General features: G+C 68.8%; 15 protein-coding genes, 1 tRNA gene and 1 other RNA gene. 12 read left to right on the top strand and 5 right to left on the bottom strand.

The window, feature by feature from the left end; all coding sequences use genetic code 11:
• Positions 1–3 precede the first annotated feature (3 nt).
• The gene (locus ABZV58_RS00570; protein ID WP_354998064.1) at positions 4–456 is read right to left on the bottom strand and encodes a hypothetical protein; all 453 of its coding nucleotides are present in this window, start codon (positions 454–456) and stop codon (positions 4–6) included.
• A gap of 162 nt (positions 457–618) precedes the next feature.
• Here ABZV58_RS00570 and ABZV58_RS00565 point away from each other — a divergent pair, with 162 nt between their 5' ends.
• From ABZV58_RS00565 to ABZV58_RS00550, 4 genes are all read left to right on the top strand, one after another.
• Entirely contained in the window at positions 619–957 is a 339-nt protein-coding gene (locus ABZV58_RS00565; protein WP_354998063.1) for a type II toxin-antitoxin system RelE/ParE family toxin, read from the top strand.
• Positions 957–1238, top strand: coding sequence for an XRE family transcriptional regulator (locus ABZV58_RS00560; RefSeq protein WP_354998062.1), 282 nt, complete (start codon positions 957–959; stop codon positions 1236–1238). The genes ABZV58_RS00565 and ABZV58_RS00560 overlap by 1 nt, the downstream gene beginning before the upstream one ends.
• A 133-nt stretch (positions 1239–1371) precedes the next feature.
• Positions 1372–3600, top strand: a complete 2229-nt coding sequence (locus ABZV58_RS00555; protein WP_354998061.1) for a hypothetical protein — start codon at positions 1372–1374, stop codon at positions 3598–3600.
• Positions 3597–4043, top strand: a complete 447-nt coding sequence (locus ABZV58_RS00550; RefSeq protein ID WP_354998060.1) for a GtrA family protein — start codon at positions 3597–3599, stop codon at positions 4041–4043. Before ABZV58_RS00555 ends, ABZV58_RS00550 begins: the two co-directional genes overlap by 4 nt.
• 37 nt (positions 4044–4080) lie before the next feature.
• On the opposite strand, the gene ABZV58_RS00545 is transcribed toward ABZV58_RS00550, so the two are convergent.
• Positions 4081–4761: a hypothetical protein gene (locus tag ABZV58_RS00545; RefSeq protein ID WP_354998059.1), complete on the bottom strand. Its 681-nt coding sequence runs from the start codon at positions 4759–4761 to the stop codon at positions 4081–4083.
• Between the two features lie 190 nt (positions 4762–4951).
• On the opposite strand from ABZV58_RS00545, the gene ABZV58_RS00540 reads away from it, so the two are divergent.
• Together ABZV58_RS00540 and ABZV58_RS00535 are read left to right on the top strand one after the other, a co-directional pair.
• The gene (locus ABZV58_RS00540) at positions 4952–5788 is read left to right on the top strand and encodes an NmrA family NAD(P)-binding protein (protein WP_354998058.1); all 837 of its coding nucleotides are present in this window, start codon (positions 4952–4954) and stop codon (positions 5786–5788) included.
• Positions 5789–5987: 199 nt separating this feature from the next.
• Positions 5988–7007, top strand: a complete 1020-nt coding sequence (locus ABZV58_RS00535) for an alpha/beta hydrolase family protein (protein WP_354998057.1) — start codon at positions 5988–5990, stop codon at positions 7005–7007.
• Between the two features lie 144 nt (positions 7008–7151).
• On the opposite strand, the gene ABZV58_RS00530 is transcribed toward ABZV58_RS00535, so the two are convergent.
• Positions 7152–7239 (bottom strand) — tRNA-Ser (locus ABZV58_RS00530).
• Positions 7240–7412: 173 nt separating this feature from the next.
• Here ABZV58_RS00530 and ffs point away from each other — a divergent pair.
• Together ffs and ABZV58_RS00520 are read left to right on the top strand one after the other, a co-directional pair.
• An RNA gene (gene ffs, locus ABZV58_RS00525) (signal recognition particle sRNA small type) lies at positions 7413–7507 on the top strand.
• A gap of 222 nt (positions 7508–7729) precedes the next feature.
• A complete protein-coding gene (locus ABZV58_RS00520) occupies positions 7730–9019 on the top strand; it encodes an aminotransferase class I/II-fold pyridoxal phosphate-dependent enzyme (RefSeq protein ID WP_354998056.1) in 1290 nt (429 codons plus the stop codon).
• A 103-nt stretch (positions 9020–9122) separates the two neighbouring features.
• Here the strand turns inward: ABZV58_RS00520 and ABZV58_RS00515 are convergent, their stop codons facing one another.
• Entirely contained in the window at positions 9123–9929 is an 807-nt protein-coding gene (locus tag ABZV58_RS00515) for a methyltransferase domain-containing protein (protein WP_354998984.1), read from the bottom strand.
• A gap of 138 nt (positions 9930–10067) precedes the next feature.
• Here ABZV58_RS00515 and ABZV58_RS00510 point away from each other — a divergent pair, with 138 nt between their 5' ends.
• The 3 genes from ABZV58_RS00510 to ABZV58_RS00500 all read left to right on the top strand — a co-directional run bounded on the left by ABZV58_RS00510 (position 10068) and on the right by ABZV58_RS00500 (position 13126).
• On the top strand, positions 10068–10652 hold the full coding sequence (locus tag ABZV58_RS00510) for an HhH-GPD-type base excision DNA repair protein (protein WP_354998055.1): 585 nt from the start codon (positions 10068–10070) through the stop codon (positions 10650–10652).
• Positions 10653–10770: 118 nt separating this feature from the next.
• Positions 10771–11487, top strand: a complete 717-nt coding sequence (locus tag ABZV58_RS00505) for a hypothetical protein (protein ID WP_354998054.1) — start codon at positions 10771–10773, stop codon at positions 11485–11487.
• 370 nt (positions 11488–11857) lie between these two features.
• Positions 11858–13126 carry an ROK family protein gene (locus tag ABZV58_RS00500; protein ID WP_354998053.1) on the top strand — a complete coding sequence of 423 codons (1269 nt, stop codon included), beginning with the start codon at positions 11858–11860 and terminating at the stop codon, positions 13124–13126.
• A gap of 203 nt (positions 13127–13329) precedes the next feature.
• Here ABZV58_RS00500 and ABZV58_RS00495 read toward each other — a convergent pair whose 3' ends face one another.
• Positions 13330–14955, bottom strand: coding sequence for a DUF2207 domain-containing protein (locus tag ABZV58_RS00495; RefSeq protein ID WP_354998052.1), 1626 nt, complete (start codon positions 14953–14955; stop codon positions 13330–13332).
• 320 nt (positions 14956–15275) lie between these two features.
• On the opposite strand from ABZV58_RS00495, the gene ABZV58_RS00490 reads away from it, so the two are divergent.
• Positions 15276–16196, top strand: a complete 921-nt coding sequence (locus ABZV58_RS00490) for a neutral zinc metallopeptidase (RefSeq protein WP_354998051.1) — start codon at positions 15276–15278, stop codon at positions 16194–16196.
• The last annotated feature ends 1 nt before the right edge of the window (position 16197 follow it).

The following is a 16197-nucleotide window of genomic DNA, read 5'->3' as shown; positions in this document are numbered from 1 at the left end:
CCGCTACTCGCCTTCCTCGACGAGCCCATCGAAGACCCGCGTGTAATACGCGACGAAGAACCGCCGCCCCATCAACCGCGCCATCGCCAACCCCACCTGGGAGGACGGGCGCAGCGCGGTGTTGTCCCACACCCCGTGCACATCGCTGCCGCCGTCGTCGGCCGGTCGGATCGTCAGCTCGTGGAAACTGCCCGGCGCGAGGTAATCGCTGTCGACCACCCGCATGCGCACCGTCCCCGGCGTCGACCAGTCGTAGCGCCAGCGCGCCGTGATCTTCGGAAAGTCCTGCCCCTCCAGCACGTCCGCGGTGTGCTCACCCACCTCGAACACCCGATACTGCCGCGCCGACAGCGCGGGCCACCGCCGCGGCCGCTCCGCGGAGAAATCGGTGTACAACTCGACGACCTGCTCCGGCGAAGCCACGGTATGCAGGTCGAACTCGAACCGAGTACGCATCTCCCTCGCTAACCACCGAAGCTCGCAGAGCCCGAGTCTAGGCCCGCCGACCACCTTTGACTCGAGACTTCGGCCTGCCACAACGGCGTCCCGTTCTCGAGGCGGTTCCTCGAATCCGTCGAACAAGGTACGCTTGCATACAAAAATTTGTATATTGTCCGCGTGAAGCCGATCAGGTTCGTTGCCACCGCGCTCGACGACCTTCGCGAGTTCCCTCTCGCCGCACGCCGAGAGTGCGGGTACCAACTCGACCGGGTTCAACGTGGTCTGGACCCGACGGACTGGAAGCCGGTGTCGACCGTCGGACTCGGCGTTCGTGAGATCCGGGTCCGGGACCACAACGGCGCGTTTCGTGTCATCTACGTAGCGAAGCTCGCCGACTACATCTACGTCCTGCATTGTTTCCAGAAGAAGACCCAACAGATCCCGGCGGCGGATCTGGATCTGGCGGCCAAGCGGCTGAAGCAGGTCGTGGCGGAGTGCGAGAAGGGAGAGCGCTGATGGCGGACGAGACGTTCGACAGCGTGTGGGATGCGATCGAGGACACCCCACAGGAGGCGGAGAACATGCGACTGCGGTCGCGGCTGATGATCGAGCTGACCGAGCGGATCACCGCGCAGGGCTGGACGCAGGCCGCGGCGGCCGATCGGCTGGGCGTCACCCAACCACGGGTCTCGGATCTGGTGCGCGGCAAAGTTCACCTGTTCAGCCTGGACTCGCTCGTCAACATGGTGACCGCGGCAGGCATGCACGTCGAGATGACGGTCGAACCGGCCGCGTGACGGGCGCTGCCGGACGACGTCCGTCCCTGACCCGTGCACGGCCGGAGCGAAGGCGGTGACGCCCACGCGGGGCGTGCTGGGGCTCATCTTGCGTTCGGTCGTGGGCGGTTGCCTGTAGGGTCTGGGACTCGTGGTGGACAGTGGAACTCTCGCTCCGCGCGAGGTGTACAAGTGGGGCTTCATCACGGCGCTCGGAGTGGTCGCGGGGTATGTCGCGGTTCTGCTGGCCAACGCTCGGCATTTCTATACCGACGACACCGAGTCCCAGTACGCCCCGCTGTGGGTGATGATGGGCAGGCGGCTGCGCGACGGTGACTTCCCGATGCTGGTGCCGGAGCACTGGATGGCGGGCAACTACACCATCGAAGAGGCGGGCCTGCTGAATCCGCCGCAGCTGCTGATCGATCTGATCGCGCCGTCGGTGGACAATCTCGCGCTGTACGCCACGGTAGTCAAGCTGATCTTCGCGATCGTGCTCGGCCTCGGCGTCTACCGGATCTGCCTGGCGTACGGGTCGCGGGCGCCGTGGGCGGCGCTGGCCGGCGTCGCTATCCCGTTCAGCGGCTGGCTGCTGTTCTTCGACGAGGGCAGCTGGATGACCGCGTTCACCGGCACCGCCTGGTTGGCGCACGCGTGGGCGTCGGGCGTGCGCTACGCGCGCGGTCGCTCGGGGCCGATCCCCACCTTCGTCTTCCTGTACCTGGCCATCTCGGTGCAGTACATCTTCCCGGCGGTCGAGGCCGGGATCATGATCGCCGCGGTGGCCGTCGGCGAACTGGTCCACCAGCGGAAGTGGCAGCCGTCGCTGCGCCTGCTCGCGGTGTCGGCCTGCGCGGCGCTGGCCGGGCTCGCGACGTACCTGCCGAGCATGCTCTCGGCCAAGGTCACCTGGCGCGGCACCGCGCAGATCAACAACGAGCAGCTGCTGACCGTGCCGTGGTCGGAGTCGTTGAACGCCAGTCTGCCCAGCACCCTGCCCGCGTTCACCACTTGGTGGGGTTACGTGCAGCCGATGCCGGTCGTCTACATCGCCTGGTTCGTCATCCCGGCGCTGGCCTTCGTCGACTGGCGCAAAGCGCTGGACTCGGCGCGCGAACTCACCGCACCCGCGCTGTTCACGGCGATCATGCTGATGTGGACTGCGGGTCCCGGCGCCATCGGCCCGCTGCGCTGGCCCGCCCGCGTGCTGCCGATGGTGGCGCTCGGGCTGCTGGTGCTCGTCTGCGTGCTGCTCGGCCGCTTCGCGACGTTCGCCGACTGGCGCAGGCGCGGGTTGATCGCGGCGGGCTTGATCAGCTTGCTGTTGCTGCGCTCGGTTTCGGCCGCACCGCAGGAAGCGGTGTGGCACGTGGTCGCCGCCCTCGCGGTGGCGGCACTCGGCGCGGCCGTGGTGTGGCTGGCCCGTAGTCGTGGCGCCGCGGCGGCGTGCGCGCTGGTGCTGGTGTCGATCTTCCCGATCGCCTATCTCCAGGTGTGGTCGGCCCAACCGACCCCGCTCGGCTGGAACCTGCCGGAGCAGCGCTCGGAGATGAAGGCCGCCTTCCCCGATTTCCCCGGCACCACCCTGCAACTGGGCGACCGCGCCCTCATTCCGCGCGCGGAACGCACCCTGGACGGCGCGTACGGATCGCTGGTCTTCGGCAACTACGCCAAGGACTTGGAGCTGACCTACGTCAGCGGATACACGCCGAACGGCCATTTCCAGTTCGGCGAGCTGCTGTGCATGCTCTGGGACACCAGCGTCTGCCCCGACGCCTTCCGCAGGGCCTTCGCCGTCGAGCCGACCACCGGCAAGACCATCGTCGACCTGATGAAGGTGGACCGGGTCGTGCTGCACACCGCCCTGTACCCGGACGCGCGCAACCAGCCCGCACCGCAGGGCTGGAAGTGGGTCGACTACCCCGGCCACGAGAAGTACATCGCCGTGCTCGAACGCGAGAACGGCTTGCTCTCGACCGTCGACGGCCGCGTCTCCGCCACCGACGGCGTCACCGCCACCTCCCTCGCCGAATCGGACACGACCAGCCGCGTCCGGGTGAGCTCGGAGCGCGGCGGCCGGGTGGTGTTCGCGCGGCTGGCCTGGCCCGGCTACCGCGTCATCCTCGACGGTCGCGAACTGCCGGTGCAGAACGTCGCGAAAACCTTTGTCGCCGTCGATATTCCGGCGGGCACTCAGAACGCCGAACTGGAACTCGCCTGGCGGCCGCCCGGCTGGCAGATCGGCGCGGCGAGCGCACTGGCCGGGTTGCTCGGTGTCGGCGTGCTGCACTGGCTGTACAAGCGCGGCCGCAGGGAAGACGAGTCCGCTCCGACCCCAGCGGACGAGACCGGCGTGACCGAGCTGGCGGACGCCGTCCGATGAACTCCGTCGACCAGGCCGAACTCGATCCCGGGCCGCTGCTGCGCGTGGTGCGGCGGCAGGAGATCGCGTTCGCCATGGTCGGCATGGTGAACACCGGACTGGGCATCGCGTTGACGGTGATGTGGCTGGCGATCTTCGACGGCCGCGTCTCCGCCGCGCTCGCGCCCGCCGCCGCTTACAGCATCAGCATCGTCATCGCGTTCGTGCTGCACCGCACCCTGGTCTTCCGAGTGCGCGGGCAGGTGCTGCGCGATTTCTGCGCCTTCGTCGCGGTGAATTCCGGTGGGCTGCTGATGAACATGGTGCTGCTGCAAGCGGCCGTATCACTGCTGCACCTGCCGAGCATTCCGTCGGCGGTCGTGGTGATGGCGCTGGTCGCGGTCGCGAGTTTCTTCGGCCACCGGCATATCTCGTTCCGGCGCAAGGCCGCTGAGGCGGTCTGACGAGGGCATAGGGGCGCTGGCTGCCCGGCCTTTCGCCCTACGCGGCCGAAGCGGGAACGCGTTCGGCGGTGGGGAGCGGTTCGATGCCGAGTTCGGCCCTGGTGGCCTTGACGACCGACAGCTCCTGCTCGGCGGTGCTGGCAATGGCTTTGTGCCACAACGTCCGGATGTCGTCGAGGTCCTCGATGGTCGCGTCGCCGTCGAGAGTCAGCGTCAGCTTCTGGACGGTGATGTTCGCGGCCGCGGTGAGCGTGCGCAGCAGGTCTTCACAGCGATTCGGGAGGCGCGGGCTCGACAGGATGCGCAGCCGGGTCACCGATCCGCCGCATTGCCCGATGCTTTCGTGCAGATCGAGGCCGAACCTGTCGATCTCCCCGATGTAGGCGAAGTCCTGGCTGGACAGCTGCTGCCGGACCGCGGCCGAGGTCTCCAGCAGGGCGGTGACTGCCGCGAGCACCGATTCGCGCCGCCACTTCTCGTGCTCACGCTGGTCGGCCGATTCCGTATTCCGTTGCGCCGCTTCGATCGCGGCCCTGCTGCGCTGCTCGGCCGCCGCGTTGACCGCCTCCATGTTCCGCTGCGCGGCCTCCAGTGCGATGCTGCCGCGCTCGTCGGCCGCGTCGATCGCGCGACGGTTCGTGCGGTTGGTGAGGAGGACGCCGACCAGCACGACGAAGGCGACGACCAGGGAACTGAAGAGGGGAAGCCACTGAGTCACCCCGGAATCATCGCAGCCGACATGCGTTCCCGGCGTCGGCCTCGCCGACAACGCGTTCGGATGTCGGCCTGCCCGCGATGACGGGCGGTTCGTTCGAGGTCCGTGGATGCGGCGGGGGACACCAGAATCGACGGCATTGACCTCGAGCAAGGTTGAGCTCTTAGCGTCGGCGCCGAGGAAAGGAAACACCGTGACAACACTGGTAACTGGCGCGACCGGCAACACCGGCCGCCATGTCGTGGCAGAACTCTTGCGTCGAGGCGAGCGCGTCCGTGCGCTCACCCGCGATCCGGCGGCCGCGAAACTCCCCTCGGGCGTCGAGCTGGCGACGGGCACCCACACCGCACCCGAGACCTTGGGCCCGGCACTGGACGGAATCACCCGGCTGCACATCACCGTGACGGCCGGGCTCGCGGAGGTCGGCGAGGAACTGGTTCGCCGCGCCGTCGACGCGGGCGTTCGTCGCATCACCGTCGTGTGGGGCGGCGCGGTAGGCCCGGTCGAACAGGCCGTCGCCGACTCCGGTGTGGAGTGGACGCGGCTCGAACCCCAGGAGTTCATGTCCAACACGCTGACCTGGGTCGATTCGATCCGCGCCGAGGGCGTGGTGCGCGAACCCTACGACTTCCCGAGCGCGCTGGTGCACGAGGCCGACATCGGCGCGGTGGCCGCCGCGGCGCTGCTCGAGGACGGCCACGCCGGTCAGGCCTACAACCTCACCGGACCGGAATCGCTCACCTTGCAGGAACGTCTCGCGATCCTGTCCAAGGCGATCGACCGCGACATCGCCTTCGACCGGATCTCGCATCAGCAGGCGATCGACCGGCTCCTGGCCAGGGGTGTCTCCCAGGCCGACGCCGACTACGTCATCGGCTGGTACGCCGCACCGCCGACCGAAGCGGCCACCGTGGACGACACCGTCCCCCGAGTGCTGGGCCGCCCGGCGCTGACTTTCGCCCAGTGGGCGGCCGAGCACGCGGATCGCTTCCGGAGCTCCGCACCGGCTCCGGTCGGCACGGCTCGATAACATCGACCCGCCGACGTCCGATCGGCGCAGGAGCTGGCCGAGACGGCACGGCGGTCGCCATCCGAGCCGCCGTGCCGGCGTCTTCTTCGTTGAATAGCCTTGCCGGGTAACGATTTCGGCTGCGCGAAAGACGTAGTTCCCGGACCACTTCGACGACAATATGGCCGGAAACGGCCCATGGACTGGAATCGACTATTCGATGAAGCTCTCCGCACTACGCAGTATCGCCGCTCCGCGGACCGCCGCTGTAGCACTGACCGCCGCGCTGTTCGTGCCGTTGACCAGCGGTACTGTTTCGGCCGATCCGCAGCAGCACTCGGCCGTCACCTCCGTCGTCAAAGAGGGGCGCACCTGGCACCTGAAGGTGTACTCGGCGTCGATGGACATCGAAATCGATGTGGATGTGCAGCGTCCGGCCGACGAGTCCGAGCCCGCGCCGAACCTCTACATGCTCAGCGGTCTGGATGGCGGCGAGGGAACTGCCAGCTGGCAGGCCGCCACGCACGCGCTCGAATGGCTGGCCGACAAGCCGGTGAACGTCGTCCTGCCGATCGGCGGTCGCGGCAGTTACTACACCGACTGGCAGCAGCGGGACCCGGTTCTCGGGCTGAACAAGTGGACGACTTTCTTCACCGAGGAACTGCCCCCGCTGCTCGACCAGACGCTGAACTCGACGGGACAAAACGCGTTGGCCGGTCTCTCCACCTCGGGCACATCGGTGTTGCAGCTGGCCGAGGCCAAGCCCGGCCTGTGGAAAACCGTCGCTGCCTACAGCGGGTGCGCGCAGATCGCCGACCCGATGGGGCAGCTGTTCGTCAAGCTGGCCACCGAAACCTGGGCGGGGGGCGACACCGAGAACATGTACGGCCCTGCCGAGAGCCCGCTGTGGGCCGCGAACGACCCGGTGATCAACGCGGAGAAGCTGCGCGGCACGCTGCTGTACGTCTCGAGCGGCAGCGGCATCCCGGTGATGGAGGACGTCCAGTACTACCTGAACGCCGCACCCGGACCGATGGGCGCGGTCACCCTCAGCCTCGGCGTGATCATCGAAGCGGCCGTCAACGGCTGCACCGCCAACCTGAAGAACCGGCTCGACTCGCTGGACATCCCGGCGACCTACAAATTCAACCCGGTCGGCACGCACTACTGGCCGTACTGGGAAGAGGCGCTGCACGACTCGTGGCCGCTGCTCGCCCAGGGCATGGGGCTCGACGGCTGAGGCGGGCGCGCGAACGCGCCGGTTCGGTGTTCACCTCGCGGACCCAGCGGAGCTTCGCCAGGCTGCGGATGAATTGTTCGCCGGGCGAGAGATGCGGAACGGCCCAGGTCGGGAACGGGAAACCGTGTCCGACCTGGGCCGTTGTGGCGGAGGATAGGGGATTTGAACCCCTGAGGGCGTTAACCCAACCCGCGTTCCAGGCGAGCGCCATAGGCCACTAGGCGAATCCTCCGTGGAGCAGCATACCGGTTGCCCCCGGTCGGACACCAAATTGGGGCCGGGCGTCGGGGCGGGGGGTAAGGCTTCGCGCTGGTCGAGGCGGTTTCCGGAGGGGGCGGGCGGCGGGGATGGGCGAGGTGTCTCGGCCCCGTGCGGACGGGGCGGCGGGGACCCGCTACACTGGCCGACGGATCCCGCGCGGCGCGCATCCTGTGAACTCCCCCAGGGCCGGAAGGCAGCAAGGGTCAACGGGCTCTGCCGGGTGCGCGGGGTCCCCTATATTTCCGGCCCATGCCGAAGATCGGGCGCTTGCCCTTAGTTCCGGAAGATCGCCGAGCGGACGCGGCTGTCGTCGAACCGCGGATGCCCGTAGCGCAGGCGGAGGTATCGGCCCAATTCCGAGCAACACACGGGTAACGTGGTCAACGGTCCACCGACGGTCGGACGACTTCGGTACGGACATCGACCCCACGCCACTTCGCTGCTTCGAAAGGCTGCTCAGGATGCCCCGGCAAACGCAGATCGGTTTGATGAGCCATGAGGAGCTCGTGTCCGAACACGAGTCCCAGACCGCGAACTACGCGACGCTCGAGACCGAGAAGCTCACGCTGGACCTGACGCGCGGAAAACCCTCGCCGGAACAACTCGACCTCTCCGCGGAACTGCTCTCGCTGCCCGGTGACGGCGACTACCGGGACGGCACGGGCACCGACTGCCGCAACTACGGTGGGCTGCACGGTCTCCCGGAACTGCGCGCCATCTTCGGTGAGCTGCTCGGCATCCCGGTGGACAACCTGCTGGCGGGCAACAACGCGAGCCTCGAGCTGATGCACGACGTCATCACCTACGCGATGCTGTACGGCACCAACGATTCCGAGCGCCGCTGGGCCGCCGAGCCCGCGCTGAAATTCCTCTGTCCCGCACCAGGTTACGACCGGCACTTCGCGATCACCGAGGCGCTCGGCTTCGAGATGATCCCGATCCCGATGCGCCACGACGGCCCGGACACCCACCGCATCGCCGAGCTGCTCGCCGCCGACCCGCAGATCAAGGGTCTGTGGGCGGTGCCGAACTACTCCAACCCGACCGGCGTCGTGTTCTCCGAAGACGTTGTGCGGGAACTGGTTTCGATGCCCGCCGCCGCGCCGGACTTCCGCCTGTTCTGGGACAACGCCTACGCGGTGCACCCGCTGACCGACACCGCCGCGCCCGTGTTCGACGTGCTCGGCATGGCCGCCGCCGCGGGAAACCCGAACCGGCCCATCGTGTTCGCCTCCACCTCGAAGATCACCTTCGCCGGCGCGGGCGTCAGCTTCCTCGGCGCCTCCACCGCGAACCTGGACTGGTACCTCTCGCACGCCGCGAAGAAGAGCATCGGCCCCGACAAGATCAACCAGCTGCGCCACCTGCGCTTCTTCAAGGACGCCGACGGCGTGCGCGCGCACATGCAGAAGCACCGCGAGATCCTGGAGCCGAAGTTCGCCCTGGTGCTGAAGATCCTGGAGGACCGGCTCGGCGCGTCGAAGGTGGCCTCCTGGACCGAGCCCAAGGGCGGCTACTTCATCAGCCTGGACGTGCTGGAGGGCACCGCGGCCCGGGTGATCGCGCTGGCCAAGGACGCGGGCATCGCGCTGACCGCGGCGGGTTCGGCCTTCCCCTACCGAAACGACCCGGAAGACAAGAACATTCGCATCGCCCCCAGCTTCCCGAAGCTCCCGGAACTGGAGAAGGCGATGGACGGCCTGGCCACCTGCGTGCTGCTGGCGGCCACCGAGAAGCTGCTCGGCAAGTAGTCGCCACCGGAACCGAAGACGGCCCTCCGCACCCGGTGCGGAGGGCCGTCGGCGTGTGTGGACGCCCTGGCGAACGAACGTCTGTGACGTCTGGCGAGAGAACTCAGTGCGGCTTGTGCGCCAGCACCGCGAACATCGTCACCGACAGATGGATGTCGCCACTGTCCGCGCCGCGCTCGAGATCGGCGAGCAGCTGGTCGCGCTGCGCCTCGGTGATGGCGCCCCGCGCCACCGCCATGGCCGAGATACGGGTGACCAGCGAGCCGGGACCCACGCTGCGGTCCTGCACCAGCGCGTGCGAGCCGATCTCGTCGATGACCAGACCCGCCTGGGTCAGCAGGCCGGGCAGCCTGCGGCCGGAGAGCGGGTTCGTGGTCGCCGAGACCAGTGTGTCCAGCACCGCTCGGACCACCTGCCGGTCACCGGGGTGCACGATCGCGGTGTCCCAGTCGACGTCGACCACCACCGCGCGCCCGCCGGGACGCAGCACCCTGGCGATCTCGTTCGCCGCGCGACCCGGGGCGGTGAGGTGCTGGAAGACGCGCTCGCACAGCACCGCGTCGAAGGTGTTCGCGCCGAAGGGAATGCCGTAGGCGTCGCCGGAGTGGAATTTCGCGCGCGAGCCCAGCTGGTTCGCGCGGCGCTCGGCGGAGGCGAGCAGGTGCGGATCGGGCTCGACGCCGACCGCCTCGCCGGTCGGTCCGACCGCGTCGGCGAAGGCGAGAGTTTCCGTGCCGGTGCCGGAGCCGACGTCGACGGCGTGTTCGCCGGGTCGCAGCGCGAGCGCGTCGTGCGCCCAGGTGCGCAGCCGCCGGATACCGGGCAGCGCGGCCTGCAGGTCGCGCACGTCTACCAATTGATCCTGACCCGCGCTGTCGAAGCGATCCGGGCGTAGTGAATAGGTGTCCATGGGCGCGTGTCCGTCCCTAGGTATTGCCGTCGTCTGAGGCATGGCCAGAGCCTACGCGCGGCTGTGGCGTACCGCACAGTTGGACGCGGGTGAGATGATCGTCGGACGGAACGCGCCGACAAGCCGAAAGGAACGACGGTGACCGTCACACTGTGTCTCGCGCAGGAACCGGAGGCCGACAAGCTCCTGTCGGAGGACCCGTTCGCTCTGCTGACGGGCATGCTCCTCGATCAGCAGTTCCCACTCGAACACGCCTTCCGCGGTCCGAAGAAGATCGCCGACCGGATGGACGGGTTCGACATCCACAAGATCGCCGAGGCCGATCAGGAGGCGTTCGAGGAACTGGCCGCGACGCCGCCCGCCATCCACCGTTACGGACGCTCCATGGCGCGGCGTACCCAGGAACTGGCGCGCTACGTCGTCGAGCACTACGACGGCGACACGGCCGCGATTTGGACGAACGGCGATCCGGACGGCAAGGAAGTGCTGCGCAGGCTGAAGGCGCTGCCCGGTTACGGCGACCAGAAAGCGCGCATTTTCCTCGCCCTGCTCGGCAAGCAACTCGGGGTGCGCCCGAAGGGCTGGGAAAAGGCGGCCGGGGCCTATTCGGAGAAGGATTCGCGACGCTCGGCGGCCGACATCACCGACGCCCAGTCCCTGCTAGAGGTGCGTGCGTTCAAGAAGCGGATCAAGGCGGAGGCGAAGGAGTCCGCGGCGAAATAGGTTTTCGCTCGGCGGTTGCCCATTCGAATCTCGCTGCTTTTTTCCCTCGTCCCGGATGCGCCGGTGCTCGATGCTTTCCCCTCGAACCAGCTCCATCGGATGAGGGATAGCAGTACGTATGAGAATCAGGAAGCTCGCCGTGGTCGCGGCACTCGTGACCATGGCGACCGGCGTGACCGCGGGAACCGCGGTCGCCGGTCCGGAGACCCCCGCCGGGGACGTCATCAACTACGTTGCCACGCAGACCGAGACCGCGGCGATCATCAGCACCGACGCCGGCTCGATCGTCGCAGAGGACGACGCGCTGAAGATCAAGGCCGCGGACGGCACCGTGGTCGCGGGCACGCCGCTGAAGTTCCGGCTCGACGAGTTCGAGTTCCCGATCGCGGCGCGGATCTCGGATCGCACCGCGACGCTGACGCCGCAGCTCGATCTCGACCACGCGACCTACAAGCCGGTCGCGCTCCCGTTCGAGGACAAGGCGCCGTGGAAGTCCGAGTACGACCGTGAGGTCGCGGCCTGGACCCGGTTGACCAGCACCATCAGCATGGGCGCCACGATCGGCACGCTGGTCGGCGGCCTCGGCGGCGCGGCGGTCGGCTGCGTTGTCGGCGGCATCCTGGGCGGCGCGGCGGTCGGCGGCACCATCGTCGGCCTGTTCGGGCCCTTCCTGCCCGCCGCCGCTGTCGGCTGCGTCGCCGGTGCGGCCGCGGTCGGCGCGCTCGGCACCATCGCTGGCCAGATCTTCGTGACGGCGCCGGTCGCCATCGGGGCGCTCATCCAGTACTTCACGACGGTCAACGCCCCGTTCAACCCGCCCGCTCCCGCGAAGTAGGTCCGTTCGCGCTTCCTCGGTCGTCACCGCCGTGGAAAACTGCCCCGCCCAACGCCTTTCGCGTGGGCGGGGCTTCGACGTGCCCGCCGCTGACCAGGCGAAACGCTGTGTCCTCGAACACCGAGAATCGCGGAAGCTTGGTGCGCTGGTGAATTCGGTGTTACCTTTTTTTGCATGTCCAACAGCAGCCCCTCCGCCTTGCGGGTCACCTACGTGACCGCCGCGCTCGGCCTGCGGCTGCCGCTGACGCGGGAGCTGTGTCGCTCCCGTCGTCGCAGCTGAGCCGCCTTTTCGGCGCGCGCGCTGCCTCGTCGCCGCTCGTGTAGGCACGTCCCGTTTCTCGGACGGGACTTCAGCAAGGACTCTTCATATGTCGATCCCTACCCTGGAACGATCCGCTTCGCGGGTCGCCACCGGTCGTGTCCGTGTGCAGCGCCCCGTCGTCGCTCCGGAACTCCGCATCTCCGACAACCCGGCGGCCGCCGTGCTGCGCGCCGCGACCGGCGGACCCATCTCGCGCGACAATGCCGCGCGCGCAACGGGTTCGAGCATCGCGACGGTCAACCGTCAGGTGTCGGCGCTGCTGAACGCCGGACTGCTGCGTGAGCGTCCGGACCTGACCACCTCGGGTGCGGTCGGCCGTCCCCGGGTGCCGTTCGAGGTCGATCACGACACCTATCTGACCCTCGGCGTGCACATCGGCGCCGCCGCGACCAAGATTGTCGCCGCCGACCTGCGTGGCCGGATCCTCGGCGGTCTGGCGATCGCCACCCCGCAGACCGGCCAGGAATTCGCGACCACGACCGTCGCGCGCAGCGCGAAAGCCTTTCTGCAGCGCTGGCATCGGCGAAAACCGCTGTGGGCCGGCGTCGCGATCGGTGGCCGCGTCGACCCGCTGACCGGCGTGGTCGACCACCCCAAACTGGAATGGAAGGGCGCCCAGGTCGGCGCGGTGCTCGGCGACGTGCTCGAGCTGCCGGTCTCGGTGGCGCCGCACGTCGAGGCGATGGCGGGCTCGGAACTGCTGTTGCCGACCCCGGAACCGCGCGAGGGTCAGCAGCGCGGCAGCAGCCTGTTCTTCTACGTGCGCGAAACCGCTGGCATCGCGGTCACTCTCGACGGCCGCGTGCACACCCCGAGCAACGGCCCGGGTTCGATCGCGCACCTGCCCACCGGCTCCGACGTCGAGTGCACCTGCGGAAGGCGCGGCTGCTTGGAGGTCACCGTCGGTGACCGTGCCCTGCACGCGCGGGCGGTCGGGCGCGGAATCATCCCGGCGTACAACGGAACCGCGGGCTCGACCATCGCGGACCTGTACCGAGCGGCCGCGGGCGGTTCGGTCCCGGCGCGCGAGCTGCTCGCGGAGCGGGCCGCCATGCTCGGCAGCACCGTCGCGCTGGTGCGGGACATGCTCAACCCGGACCGCGTCATCCTGGGCGGGCAGGCGTTCACCGGCTACCGTCCCGGCATCGCGCACGTCGCCGAGGCGTTCCGGCGGAGTTCCACCCTCCCGCCCACCGACATCCGCATCAGCGGATTCGGCGGCAAGGTCCAGGAATTCGCCGCCGTGGTGACCTCGCTCAGCACGCTCTACGCCGACCCGCTCGCCGCCATGCGACGAACCGCGTTCGCCGACTGACAGCGGATCGCGTTCGCCGGTTGGCGCCTGTTGGCGTTCGCTGATCGGCAGCGGTTCGCGTTCGCCGATCAGCGCCATTGGCGATCGCCGACCGACAGCGGATCGCGTTCGCCGACCGACACCGGCGCCCCGTTCGCCGGTGGCATTGCGTCGAAAACGCCGAAGGCCGGGTCCTCTTCGGAGAACCCGGCCTTCGGCGTGCGTCAGCGGGCCGGCGATCCGGTGAACAGTCCCTCGAGCGCCGTGATGAAGAACGGGAAGTGGGCGGCAAACCGGTGCAGGTTCTGGTCGCGTTCGAAGCTGCCGAACCAGTAGAGCCCGGGTTGCGCGTCGGCGGCCGGGTTGAGGTCGCGGAACGCGCGAATCCAGTTGTCGGCGCGGCCGCCGACCACGGTGAACGGCAGCGCGCGGGAGAACACCGTCTCCTGGTCGGTCGGCGGAATCTGTTCGCGCCGAGTGGCGTCCAGACCGCGTTGCAGGGCGCGCACCTGGCCGGCCAACCTGCGACCGTCCTGGGTGCGCACCGGTAGGTACTTCGGCATCAGCACGGTCGCCACGCCCGCGAGCAGGATCGCGACGCCGACCAGCGCGGAGCCCGAGGTGACGGCCAACCCGACCGTGGCGGCGATGCCCGCGACGATCAACGCACCGCCGACCCAGACCGGAAGCCCGATGCGGGACCGGTCGGCGAAGGCGCCGCGGCGCACCGCGTCGTCGATCATGGCCTTGCGGATCGGCTCGGCCTGCACTCGCCCCGGAGCGCGCAATTCGGCGACGGTGACCGCGTCGGCGCCCTCCGGCAGCAGCGCCGCGTACACCGCCTTCTCGTAATCGCGCAGCTGGTCGTCGGCGGCGTTCACCCTGGTGATGCGCCAGTCCTTTTCGCCGATGGGCGTGATCCAGATGTAGCGCCGCACCGCGAGATCCACGACGGTGGCGGCGATATCGATCGCGTCGGCGTGCTCGTCGAGCAGCACGCCCGCCTCACCGGGCAGGATGCCCTCCGGTGAGGTGAATTGCACCTGGTTGCCATCGCGCAGCAGCGGGTCGACGGTTTCGGAACCGCTTCCCGCCGCGGCGTTCTCGCGACGGGCGCGCAGTACGAACGCCGCCAGACCGGCCAGCGCGAGCAGCAGCACGCCGAAGGCGGCGAGCACCGGACCGGTCACCGAGAACGGACCTGGCGCGCTTTTGTCCTCGATGTCGGCGTTCGCGGGGACGGTGCCGGGCGGCAGTTGCAGGGTCAGGTCGATCGCGTCGCCCTTGTTCAGGTCGGTCTGCTCCAGCCAGAGCACGCCGTCGGCCTCGATGCGCACATCGGCGCACGGCCTGGTGTTGCCGGGCGGCCCGAGTTTGCAGTCCACGATGGCCATTTCGTAGCTCGGGCTGATCAGGGAGGCGCTGATGGACGCGATGTCGGTGTTCATCACGCCGAGCCAGTGGAAGACCTGGGTGCCGGGCGCGTCACTGACGGTGTTGTGGATCGAGTACTTGTAGCTGGACTCGCCGGGCTTGGCGTCGATGGTGAACTGATCGTTGGCGACCGTCGCGGTGCCCGCGCCCTGCGCGTCGATACCCGTGACCTCGAACCGCCGTTCCACGTCGTCCTTCAGCTGAAGGCGAAGTGGCAGTGACATCTTGAACGATTCGCCGGGCGGCACGGTCACCGTCTCGTCGACCTCGAGCACGCCCTCGCGGCTGAGTTTCAGATCCGCGACGATGGTCACGCCCTCGGGCGTCGGTTCGCTCTGGGCACCCGGCGCGGTCGCCACCAATCCCGCGGCGGCGAGAATCAGCGCGCCCGCGGCGGCCCCCCGAAATGTCAGCATGGGTGCCTACTCTAGACAGGTTGCTATTCTTCGTCAGCGGCTGTCGACGATCATCTGAGGCGAGGGGGTACGGGGGAGTGACCCAACCACCGTACGGATATGGACCGGTTCCACCTGGTGGACACCAGGTTCCGCCGCCCGGCTACGGGCCGCGTCCGGGTTATGGCCCGCCGCCCGGTTACTCGCCGCCCCCGCCCGGTTACGGCCCGCCGCCCGGGTACGGTCAGCGCCCGGGATATGGTCCGCCACCTGGCTATTCGGCGGCGCCCGGCTACGGACAGCCACACGGCTACGGCCAGCCGCCCGGGTATCGCCCGCCGATGCCGCCCCCGATGCCGTACGGCCCGCCGGGACGTCCGCCGCGGCCGCCGCGCAAGGGCGGCGGAAGCAGGATCGTCTCGCTGCTGCTCGTGGTGGTGTTCCTGGTGGCGGGCGCGTTGGTGCGCACCGCGATTCGCAGCGACCGCAACGACCGCGCCTCCGGACCCTCGCCCAGCTTCACCTACACTCCGGACGGCTCCCAGGGCCCCGCCGAGACGGGCAACAACCCGCTGCTCACCGATCCGAACGCGACGCTGATCCCGGCCGACTGCGATTACTCCCCGTGGAGCACGCAGGTCGAGACCGCGCGCAAGTTCTTCGAGACCGCGGCGGGCTGCCTGGAAGCGGCGTGGAAACCGGTGTTGCAGAAGGCGAATCTGCCGTTCACGCCGCCGACGCTGAATGTCAGCGCGTCCACCGCGGGTATCTCCACGCCGTGCACCGGCACCACCACCAACTTCGCCGCGTTCTACTGCCCGGCGAACAAGACCATCTACATGCCGATCAGCCAGTTGCAGACCGATCTGTTCAAGGACAACTGGGTGGTCTACCTGTCGGTGTTCGCGCACGAGTACGGCCACCACGTGCAGGCCGTGTCCGGCATCCTGCGCAAAGCCAACAGCGAGCGGGTGGACGCGGGCACGCGCAGCCAGCGCGGACTGGAGCTCTCGCGGCGAATCGAGTTGCAGGCGCAGTGCTTCAACGGCATGTACCTCGGCTCCTCCGAGGACGGCGGCGCGCTCACCTCCGCGCAGATCGGCGTCGCCAAGCGCGACGCGCAGGGCCGCGGCGACGGCCCGACCGACGCGCGCGACCACGGATCCTCGGCGAACAGCGGTGACTGGTTCGAAGAGGGCGTCGACAAGAACCGCACCAACCAGTGCAACACCTTCACCGCGCCCGCCAACCGGGTGAGCTGAG

Origin of the sequence: Nocardia sp. NPDC004654, from assembly GCF_040609595.1 — a bacterium.
In the GTDB taxonomy this organism is placed as follows: domain Bacteria; phylum Actinomycetota; class Actinomycetes; order Mycobacteriales; family Mycobacteriaceae; genus Nocardia.
This window is presented reverse-complemented; position numbering and strand designations above follow the sequence as displayed.